The organism is Acidisarcina polymorpha, from assembly GCF_003330725.1.
In the GTDB taxonomy this organism is placed as follows: domain Bacteria; phylum Acidobacteriota; class Terriglobia; order Terriglobales; family Acidobacteriaceae; genus Acidisarcina; species Acidisarcina polymorpha.
The window spans coordinates 4,735,211-4,746,631 of sequence record NZ_CP030840.1; the positions used below are offsets into that span (position 1 = coordinate 4,735,211).

Genomic DNA, 11,421 nt, shown 5'->3' on the forward strand with positions numbered 1-11,421 from the left:
ATGCGCGTAGCGATAGTACACTATTGGTTCTTAGTTTGCGGCGGTGGGGAGCGGGTAATCGAAGTACTCGGAGAGATGTTCCCGCAGGCGGATATTTTCGCGTTGTTCGCGGAACCCTCGTCGATGCCGGCCAGCCTTAGCTCACACCGGACTAAAATGTCGTTCTTAGATAGCAGCAAGATGGCACGGCGGTACAGCAGGGCGGTGTTCCCGATCTTTCCCGTCGCAATTGAATCATTCGACCTGCGTGATTACGACCTAATCATCTCAAGTGATTCCCCACCCATGAAGGGTGTAGTAACCGCACCAGGACAGGTGCATATCTGTTACTGCCATACACCTGGTCGCTTCTTGTGGGATTTCCACGACGAGTTCAAGAGCAGCTTACCGTGGGCGGCGCGGCCCGCATTTTCCATAACAAGTAGCTATTTGAGGAATTGGGATTTTAGTGCAGCCCAACGAGTAAATAAGTTTGTAGCCAACTCGCGACATGTCGCCGGCAGGATCAAGACTTATTATCAACGGGACAGTACGGTTATTTACCCGCCGGTTAATACCTCTACCGCCTATGTTGACAATAAGGTAGGTGACTACTATCTCCACGTCGGCAGGCTGGTGGAGAACAAGCGCATTGACCTGCTGATTCAGGCGTGCAATCGTCTAGACAGAAGGCTCCTGATTGCCGGCACAGGCCGTGCTGAGAAGGCATTGAAGGCGATCGCCGGGCCAACAACAGAGTTCCTCGGGCGGGTGGACGACAAGGACTTGCCTGGGCTATATGCGAAGGCGAGAGCGCTGTTGTTTGCCGCAGAAGAAGATTTTGGCATTGTGCCGCTAGAGGCTCAGAGCTATGGCCGTCCGGTGATTGCGTATGGTCGGGGCGGATCTCTTGAAACAGTTGTGCCTTATGGGGAGTCTCCTCAACCTACCGGAGTGCATTTCGACCAACAGACGGTGCAATCTGTCTGTGAGGGAATTCTCAATTTCGAGGCTGTTGAAGCTGCATTCGAACCCACCGCCATTAGCGCATTTGCGAGGCGTTTCGATACATCCGTCTTTAAGCAGCGGATGAGCGACTTTATTCAAGGGGCACTTGCGGAGACTTTCTGAAGACCTTAGCGGCAGAGGTGGCCTGATTTCCTTCTCATTAAGCGTCGCCCTTGCCGGATACTCGACGGGTTAATTGTGGTGGCTGGGTTCAAAGAGTCAGAGCGTTGACACGGCGTGCAACCGATCGACGTCCGCGCCCCGCTTGTCTAAAAGGTCTGGACCTGGTACGCGGCAGCCGCCGTTCCTAGAGTGGTAGCTTAGGAGCTGGGTTACCGATCAGGCTTTGTCGCCGCTCGTGTGGCTCCTGGTATCGATGGCGGTCCGGCAGGGGCGGGTGGGTGCACACGCCCAGGAAATCCAATAAACTAAAGAGCATCGTAAGGTGCTATCGTCGATAGCTACGGACAGGTGTGCAATCACTGAAGGCAGTGGATCGTCTGGGGCGCGGTTCCCTGACGATTCTTGGTTGAGTGACAGCAATTGAACTCTAAAAGGCGCCATGGTCCCGCAGAATAATCCCGGCCCGATGCTAAGGTCCATCGTCCGTATCCTATCAATGATATGGGCAACGAGCGTGCTCTATGCGCTAAGGGCGCTAGGGCAGCACTCTTTCATCATGGTTGCCAGGGAAGCCCCGCTGTTTCGAGCGTCCATTGGGGTCGCGATTGGTACTCCACTCCTCATTTCGGTTGGCGCCGTAATCCTGGGCATATCGGGGGCCAGGGGAGCATTCGATGAGTGAGATCTGATTCAGGTTGCCAGAGCATCATCGAGCCACACCGCGACACCATGAGTTCGGCTCGTGAAGGTGGCAGAGATGTAGAGTGTAGGTGACACTCGGGCGTTTCCCTCTCTTCCACGAAACCAGCTTCCTCTGCCAGCCTCTATCATCAGGTTAGCCATCACCCGCGCCCATCTCGTAGAGCTAAGAAGGCTATTTGGCAGTCGCATGGAATGGACATAACGGGACGAACGATTGCTCGTGCGGCCAAAGATGAACTGACAATCAAAGCCATAGAGACTAAGGCGGCTACGCGGGAAGCAACTGCCCAGAGTCAATTGATATAGCCGTTGTGGGTTGGATCTATAATCTGGCAGTCTTCGAACACTCCTTGAAATAAGAATCCAGTGTATCCATCTTCGTCGAAGACCCTAGCCACCGTGCCAAAGCTTTCCATCCGTAATAAACCCACGGTCTCATCCGGGGAGGGAATGAGAACCTCAATGTGAACATCAGCACCGACGGGAGGCGAGCGTTTGCTCAGTACCCACGCGGCGCGCCAAGAGATGTATTTCGTGAAACCGCCTTCGGTATGGTCTGTCCCGTCTGACCAGCGGAATATAATTGGAAGTCGAAGTTTAAACCGGCGGCCTCTTCGTTGCATACCAGAGTTCATTGCCGTGACGTTCCGCATACGATGAGCGTAGGCTAGCGCGCTATCGGTTACAAGCCGCCGAAGCGTTCAAATAGCTGTGAGAAGATAGGGTCTCATCAAGCAATTTAGTTACTCTGGACCACCCTCAATAATGGTAATTAGACATGGTAGGGTGTGAGTTGGTTCGCACTACTTCATGTAGAGAGTAAAGTGTTCTTACTTGCTAAATGCCTTGCAATCCTATAGGCACTGCCACATAATTGACGCTAATCGCGAGCCATCGCGCGAGCAATTGTCAGAAGCGTAGATCTATTTAGGATCTTTCGACGACAGAGATGTATCCTCGCCAAGTCCGACCATTGCTGGTTTAAGGTATTGGCCTATAACAGTTGAGAGCGAGTGGAGAGACCCTATGCCATCAAAACTCAGTGGAGTAGAGATGCTTCCGAATATCAAGAGCGACTCGGGCCCCCATGCTCGAGCGTTGATAGTGGATCGGGATTCAATGAGCAGCCAATTGCTTGCCGATGCTCTTGTTCGCGGTCGAAAGTATGATGCGAGTGCGATTCTCTCGTCGGACCTTTCAAGGACCATAGATCAAGGCGGCATAGAGCTAGTAGTCATTGGCGCCGATGTGAAGTGCAACTCCGGAAGCGGGCTCGACCTGGCGCAGCTTGTGGGGCAGACTCATCCCGGGACGGGCATAGTGATCCTGTTGAATCAACCATCTCGCACTTCCGTTATCACTGCATTTCGATCTGGCGCTCGTGGTGTCTTCTCCAGGCAGCAGACCATGACCGAGTTTCTCGAATGCGTGGATTTCGTTCGAAGAGGTTACATATGGGCTGGCAGGGCGGAGAGCAGTGTGTTGCTTGCGGCCCTACGAAACATTCCGGGGCCGACTCTTTTCAGTGATGCCGGCGTTCAGTCCTTGACGGTTCGAGAATTAGAAGTCGTTCAAAAAGCCGCTCAGGGAAAGACCAACCGGGTCATCGCCCTGGAGTTGGGGTTGAGCGAACACACCGTCAAAAATTATCTCTTCAGAGCGTTTGACAAAGTTGGCGTGTCAAGCCGGGTTGAATTGTTGTTCTGCCTGACGGTTAAGGGACATACGTTCAGCAAGAGTGGCGGCAATGGAGTTGAGAATGCTGGAGTGCGCCTAGGGGGCCGGGAGGTACAGACTCTGGCAACGCCGCACCTGCCTCTTGCAAATGGTTGTTGATGGATCAAAGCGCCTGTCACTACGGTCTGTGTAGATACTGAGCGCTGTTTCGCTCAAGGCGACTTAGCCTGAGTCTGTGCTTTATACGAAAGAGCAGCTGGCCTCAATGGGCGGTAAGTTGATTCTGCTCTCAAGGCGGCGACGAACACAATACCTGTTGCACTCCGGTCTTTATGTTTCAACTAGTGTGGAGCGAGATACCGAATGAGAGAGTTCTTTTTGCGGATGGCGAGCGACTGCGCTCGCAACCGGCGCGGAGTCAACGGTGAAGGGAGCCCCAAGTTCATGGGGCTCGTTTACGGCGCGACATGTCTCATCGCTGTCTTAGCGAGTGGACTTTGGGCGTCGGCGCAGGTCAACGTACTTACGGCGCATAACGACACTGCTCGAACCGGACAAAACCTCAACGAATCCATTCTCACACCGCAAAACGTTAATCCTAATCAGTTTGGAAAGCTGTTCACCCAGCAGACGACCTACAATGGCGGGATCTTCGCGCAGCCGCTCTACGCATCGCGGGTGGCGATCCCTGGTAAGGGGACTCACAATGTCGTTTATGTGGCAACCAAGGCGGACTATGTGTACGCCTTCGATGCGGACGACAATAGCGGGATCAACGCCAATCCTTTATGGAGGGTGTCGCTGTTAACGAACACTACCCCAGCGGGAACCTATAAACTCGCGGTGCAAAGCGGAGTCTATGGAACCCCCTATATAAACCGAAACACAAATACCATGTACCTAGTCAGCTCTGAGGTCCAAGGTTCGAATACTGTCTTTCGGTTGCATGCTCTCGACATCACCAGCGGCGCGGAGAAATTTGGCGGTCCGCAATCTATTAAGGGTTCGGTTCCGGGTACAGGCGTCGCAAGCGTTGGCGGAGTGCTGACATTCGACGAAAACTACCAATTTCAACGTGCTGGACTCCTGCTGTTGAATGGAGTGTTGTATGTCCCCTTCGGATCTCTCAACGATGAGGGGGCGTGGCATGGATGGATATTCTCTTATAACGCCACCACGTTGAAGCTCATCGACATCTTCTGCACGGCCCCGAACGGGACGGGCGATGGCGTGTGGATGGGGGGAGCGGGCCTGGCAGCTGAAGTAAATGACCCCTCGAAACCGTATGGGCGGATGTTCATCGTGACCGGCAATGGGAGCTTCTCGGCCAGCCGGCCCTTCACGAGGTCGATGAGTTATGGGATGAGCGTTCTGAATCTCGATCTGACTGGTGGCGTCATGACTGTGCAGGACGAGTTCACGCCATACGATTGGAGCCTTCGCGACAGTCAAGATGCCGATCTTGGATCGGGAGGAGTGGTTCTTCTGCCGCCGCAAGCAAGGGGGTCGGGAGGCACTCTTAATCCCCTTGTACAGATCGGAAAACCGGGCAGAATCTATATTCTCGACAGAAACAATCTCGGGGGTTTTAACGCGGCAGGTGACCGAGTGGTGCAGGCGGTGCAGACGCCAGAATCCGGCGCACAGAACTGGGGTGAAGGGGTATGGGGCGATTCCGCCTACTGGAATCAACATATCTACTTTGCCGGGACAAGCCCTGGGACGAGCAATACTCTCAAAGCCTATTCGTTTATCAATGGAGTCCTCTCTACCAATCCGACCAGCCAAAGCAACGAAAAGTTCGGATACGCTGGCCCTACACCAGTCGTATCAGCAAACGGGACGGAGAACGGCATTGTCTGGGTATGGGACACGACTGCTGCCAATACTTCAGGCAAGGGTGTCTTGCTCGCCTACAACGCAGACAATGTCTCCGATCTACTCTACTCGAGCAACATGAATGCGGAACGGGACAACCCTGGCAGTCCTGACCGCTTCTCGGTGCCAACGGTTGCAAACGGCAAAGTGTATGTGGGTACAACGAATCAGTTAGTTGTTTTTGGTTTGCTCACAACACCGCGGACAGAGCCTCCCGTAATCAACCCAGGCTCGAAGAGCTTCAGCGGGCTACAAGTAGTTACCATCACGGATGCGACTCCCGGCGCACAGATTTTCTATACCACGAACGGCTCAATGCCAACGGTCAACTCGCAATTATGCTACGGGCCGATCACCGTGAAGACCAACGAGACGATTAATGCGATGGCGAGCGCTACTGGATATCTAGAGAGCACGACTGTCTCCGCTACTTACACGTCATTAGGCAATACCGCCAACCCCGTCGTGTCGCTGGCCGCCGGCGCATACTCCGGAGCACAAAGCGTAACTGTCACCGATAACACCGAGGGCGCCAAGATTTACTACACAGTAGATGGCTCCACGCCGACTACAGGCTCGCCTGTTTACACAAGACCTCTCAACATCCGGGTATCCGAGACCTTGCGGCTGTTAGCCTTGGCGCCTGGGTTGCTGCCGAGTCCGGTTGTCACCGTAAGCTACCAGATCAACGAACCCTATACATTCGACTTCAGCCAAGGCTTTGCGTTGGCAGAGGGAGCGATTCGGTTTAATGGCAGCACGGATCTGGATGATTTCCGGTTGCAGTTGACTAATGGAGTTTCAAACGAAGCGGGGAGCGCCTTCTATGCCACGCCGGTAAATATTCAGTCGTTCACCACCGACTTCACCTTTCAGTTGTCCAATCCGGCCGCTGACGGAATGACCTTCACCATTCAGAACAATGGTCCGACCATGGTTGGCGGCGTAGGCGGAGGGCTGGGCTCGGCCGGAATCGGCAAGAGCGTATCCATCAAGTTCGACATTTACAACAACGCCGGCGAAGGTCCCAACTCGACCGGACTCTACATCGATGGGGCCGTCCCTACCCTGCCGGCGATCAATTTAGCGGGTACCGGCATCGACCTGCATAGCGGCGACTACATGAATGCCCATATCACCTATGACGGAATCAATCTGAATCTGACGCTGACCGACGCGCTGACACGGGCCAGTTGGTCGCACTCCTTCGCGGTGAACATCCCGGCGGTTGTCGGAGGGCCGACAGCATATGTCGGCTTCACCGGCGGCACTGGCGGTCTGTCGGCGAGCCAGAAGCTCACTTACTGGACTTACCTTGCCGGTGCGCCTCCGCTCCCGAACTATCCCGCGGGCTTTGATCGAGCGGGTCTGACGCTGAATGGGAGTTCGGCGCTCTCCGGGACGGCATTGCAGTTGACCAACGGCGGCGCGCGCGAGACTGCGAGCGCCTACTTCTCCACTCCGGTTGGGATTACCACCTTCACCAGCGACTTCGGCTTCCAGTTGACGGAGGCGCTCGCCGATGGATTTACCTTTGTGATTCAGAACCAGGGTCTGACTGCACTGGGAGACCCTGGCAATGGGGAAGACCTGGGCTATGGCGGCATCCCTACCAGCGTTGCCATCAAGTTCGACATCTACAACAACGCCGGGGAAGGCAGCGACTCTACCGGAGTCTATGTCAATGGAGCCACGCCAGCCCTGCCGGCGATTAACCTGGCCAATGGAACCCTTCAACTCAGCAGCGGCCACGTCATCCATGCCCACATCACCTACGATGGAACCACCCTCACCTGGACACTCAATGACAAAACCACGAATGCTGTGGCTACAAATAGTAGGGCAATCAACATACCTGATGTTGTGGGTAGCACCACAGCTTACGTAGGTTTTACGGCTGCCTCCGGGGGCAAGACTGCGATCCAGAATGTTTTAGATTGGACGCTCACAAACCCGTAGGAAGCAAGATTAAGACTCGAATCCAGTTGCCCGAGCGGGCGATTCTCCATACACGTTGTTTGTCTCTTATACAGAACTAAGTGAGGTCAAGACGCAATGAGATATCTTCGCCCAATGTTTAAAGGCCTATGTGAGTTCGGAGTTGTGTCCAGAGGGCTACGCAAAGTCTTATGCACGCCGCGAGAGTGGATGCTGATTCTGTTTGTTACAGCGATCGGCCTCTGCCGGGTTGAGGCCCAGGTCAACGTGCTGACAGCACATAATGACATTGCGCGTACTGGCCAAAACCTCAAGGAGACTATTCTCACTCCGCAGAACGTGAATCCATCCCAGTTTGGCAAGCTGTTTTCGCGGGCAGTGAACGGTCCGGCCTACGCGCAGCCGCTCTATGTCTCAAAACTCGCTATCCCCGGCAAGGGGATACACAATGTCGTCTACGTGGCTACCAAGACAAATTATGTCTACGCCTTCGATGCCGACGATAACGGGGGAATCAATGCAGCCCCTCTCTGGAGCGTCAACACGACTCCAAACGGTACGATTCCACCCTCGGCACTTCAAGCCGGCATCAGTGGAACCCCGGTGATCGATCTCTCGACTAATACCATGTATGTGGTTAGCGCCGCCGTGCAGGGCAACTCTGCCGTAGATCAACTACATGCTCTTGATATCACTACCGGCGCCGAGAAACTCGGGGGTCCCGTAGCAATCGAGGGTTCAGTTCCCGGAACTGGCGCGGGGAGTATAGGGGGCAAGTTGGCCTTTGATCCCAGCACTCAGACGCAGAGACCGAGTTTGCTCCTCTTGAATGGGATACTCTATGTCGGGTTCGGCTCCGTTAGCGATGAGGGAACCTGGCATGGATGGATCATGTCTTACAATGCCACGAGTCTGAGGCAGATCGATATTTTCTGCACCTCACCGAACGGAACCGGAGATGGTATCTGGATGTCGGGGGCGGGTTTGGCTGCCGAAGTGAATAATCCTGCGCAGCCCTACGGCAGAATGTTCTTCGCTACTGGGAACGGATCTTACGCCACAAGCTGGCCCTGGAACAGCACGATGAGTTATGGGATGAGTGTGGTGAATCTCGATCTGACCGGCGGGAAGATGACCGTACGTGATGAATTCACTCCATATGATTGGGCTCTACGCGATGCTCAGGATGGCGATCTCGGCTCCGGCGGGGTTGTTCTTCTTCCATCACAAACCTTGGCCTCCGGCAACACTCTTAACCCGTTGGTTCAAGTAGGAAAAACTGGAAAGATCTACATCCTCAATCGGGATCATCTGGGCGAATTCGATGCAACCGAGGACCAGATTGTGCAGGAGGTGCAGACACCCGAGTCAGGCGATCAGAGCTGGGGCGCAGGTATCTGGGGATCTTCGGCCTACTGGAATGGCAACCTTTATTTCGGAGGCACAAACGAAGGGGTCAACAATAGCATGACTGCCTACTCATTTGTGAACGGGAAGCTATCGACCACACCAACCAGCGAAAGTGTCTGGAAGTTTGGTTCGCCAAGCCCCACTCCGTCGATCTCCGCGAACTCTACCGCGAATGGAATTGTATGGGCGGTGGACACGAGTGCTTACTATGTGGGGGGACCAGATGTCCTGTTTGCGTTTGACGCGAATAACCTGGGAAATCTGCTCTATTCGACAAATTCCAATTCATCGCGAGATAACCCTGGCCCTGCGTTCAAATTTGCCGTCCCCACGATTGCAAATGGAAAGGTCTATGTAGCGGCGACAAATCAGCTGAGTGTCTATGGATTGTTGGGGGACACCCCCACCGCCCCGCCTCCGGTTTTTGAGACCCCGCCGGGTCGATTTAACGGATCGCAGAACGTCACGATCACTGATGCAGTCGGAGGTGCGCAAATCTTCTATACCACCGATGGTTCTGTGCCGACGGTCAACTCACAACTGTATAAGGGACCGATCACCCTTCGGACCAATGCGACCATCACGGCAATCGCAAGCGCAACTGGATATCTGCAGAGTGCCCCGGCATCTGCTGTGTACTCATCTTCCGCGAACGCACCAAACCCTGCTTTGTCTTTGGCCAGCGGCACCTACTCCGGAGCCCAAAATCTCACCATCACTGACAGCATGAACAACGCGCGGATTTTCTATACGCTCGATGGCTCAACCCCGAGTGTGAACTCCGCTCTCTATACCAAACCCATCAGGGTCTCCGTCTCGGAGGTCGTCCGAACTTTTGCTACCGCTCCTGGCCTGCTCCCGAGTTCCCTAGTTTCGGCAGACTATACCATTGATCCGCGTTATACGTTCGACTTCAGCCAAGGCTTTGCATTGGCTGAGGGAGCGATCCGGTTTAATGGCAGCACGGATCTGGATGATTTCCGGTTGCAGTTGACTAATGGAGTTTCAAACGAAGCGGGGAGCGCCTTCTATGCCACGCCGGTAAATATTCAGTCGTTCACCACCGACTTCACCTTTCAGTTGTCCAATCCGGCCGCTGACGGAATGACCTTCACCATTCAGAACAATGGTCCGACCATGGTTGGCGGCGCAGGCGGAGGGCTGGGCTCGGCCGGAATCGGCAAGAGCTTATCCATCAAGTTCGACATTTACAACAACGCTGGCGAGGGCCCCAACTCGACCGGACTCTACATCAATGGCGCCGCTCCCACCCTTCCGGCGATCAATTTAGCGGGCACCGGTATCGACCTGCATAGCGGCGACTACATGAATGCCCATATCACCTACGACGGAATCAGTCTGAATCTGACGCTGACCGACGCGCTGACACTGGCCAGTTGGTCGCACTCCTTCGCGGTGAACATCCCGGCGGTTGTCGGCGGGCCGACCGCATATGTCGGCTTCACCGGCGGCACTGGCGGTCTGTCGGCAAGCCAGAAGCTCACTTATTGGACTTACCTTGCGGGCGCGCCTCCGCTCCCGAACTATCCCGCGGGCTTTGATCGAGCGGGTCTGACGCTGAATGGGAGTTCGGCGCTTTCCGGGACGGCATTGCAGTTGACCAACGGCGGCGCGCTTGAGACTGCCAGCGCCTACTTCTCCACTCCGGTTGGGATTACCACCTTCACCAGCGACTTCGACTTCCAGTTGACGGAGGCGGTCGCCGATGGATTTACCTTTGTGATTCAGAACCAGGGACCCACCGCGCTGGGGAATCCTGGCGCTGGGGAAGACCTCGGCTATGGCGGCATCCCCACCAGCGTTGCCATCAAATTCGACATCTACAACAACGCCGGGGAAGGCAGCGACTCTACCGGAGTCTATGTCAATGGAGCCACGCCCACCCTGCCGGCGATTAACCTGGCCAATGGAACCCTTCAACTCAGCAGCGGCCACGTCATCCATGCCCACATCACCTACGACGGAACCACCCTCACCTGGACACTCAATGACAGTTTCAATGCTGTCCATCGCTCGACCGTTCAGAAGGTAGTCATTGACATTCCGCACACCATCGGCAGTAACACAGCTTACGTAGGTTTCACGGCTGCCTCCGGGGGCAAGACTGCGATCCAGAACATTCTTGATTGGGCCTTTGCCACTGAATGAACAGACTGCGATCACTTCCGGCATGGCAGGAGAGGATGACAAGTAGGTAGTTCGTCAATGCTGAAACGGAAAGGCCCTCTGGAACACTATGAGGTCAGTGATGTTCCATAACGAGGGTCCGTTTGTGAGGCTTGCTTCAACGCATGAAGGGGAGGGTAGAGAGCTCAAGCTGTCACCAACCGGCCGCATGTATGCGCCACAATGCACAGTCTCTTGATGAAGTTTGCTAGTTCGGAACACCGGGCCGGCTAGCCATCATCGGCTTACAGTCTTGGTGTGGCTACAATCAATGTAAATTTTTGATATGTGAAACCGAGAAAGCGGTGGTATGCTCATCGCAAGATAGAGGCACGATGTGAAGAGGATCATTCCCGCCTACTTTCAGGGTCTGGCATCTTGGGGCGAAAAAGAATCTTTGTATCGAATCTGAATAGTTGCGGAACTAGAAATGGCGCAAACTACGTCCCGGTGTGTCTTCGCTAGAGCAAGCTTTTTGGCAAGTTTAGTTGGGTCTCTGACCGTCATGGCGCAAAGTTT

4 protein-coding genes are annotated in these 11,421 nt (G+C 54.6%); all 4 read left to right on the forward strand.

The window, feature by feature from the left end; all coding sequences use genetic code 11:
- The 4 genes from ACPOL_RS20005 (at position 1) to ACPOL_RS20030 (ending at position 10,884) form a co-directional block, all read left to right on the forward strand.
- Positions 1–1,110: a glycosyltransferase gene (locus ACPOL_RS20005; RefSeq protein ID WP_114208618.1), complete on the forward strand. Its 1,110-nt coding sequence runs from the start codon at positions 1–3 to the stop codon at positions 1,108–1,110.
- 1,728 nt (positions 1,111–2,838) lie between these two features.
- Positions 2,839–3,648, forward strand: coding sequence for a response regulator transcription factor (locus ACPOL_RS20020; protein ID WP_114208621.1), 810 nt, complete (start codon positions 2,839–2,841; stop codon positions 3,646–3,648).
- 204 nt (positions 3,649–3,852) lie between these two features.
- Positions 3,853–7,326 (forward strand): chitobiase/beta-hexosaminidase C-terminal domain-containing protein, encoded by a 3,474-nt coding sequence (locus tag ACPOL_RS20025; RefSeq protein ID WP_114208622.1) that lies wholly within the window; start codon positions 3,853–3,855, stop codon positions 7,324–7,326.
- Between the two features lie 189 nt (positions 7,327–7,515).
- On the forward strand, positions 7,516–10,884 hold the full coding sequence (locus ACPOL_RS20030) for a chitobiase/beta-hexosaminidase C-terminal domain-containing protein (RefSeq protein WP_161557461.1): 3,369 nt from the start codon (positions 7,516–7,518) through the stop codon (positions 10,882–10,884).
- Positions 10,885–11,421 lie beyond the last annotated feature (537 nt).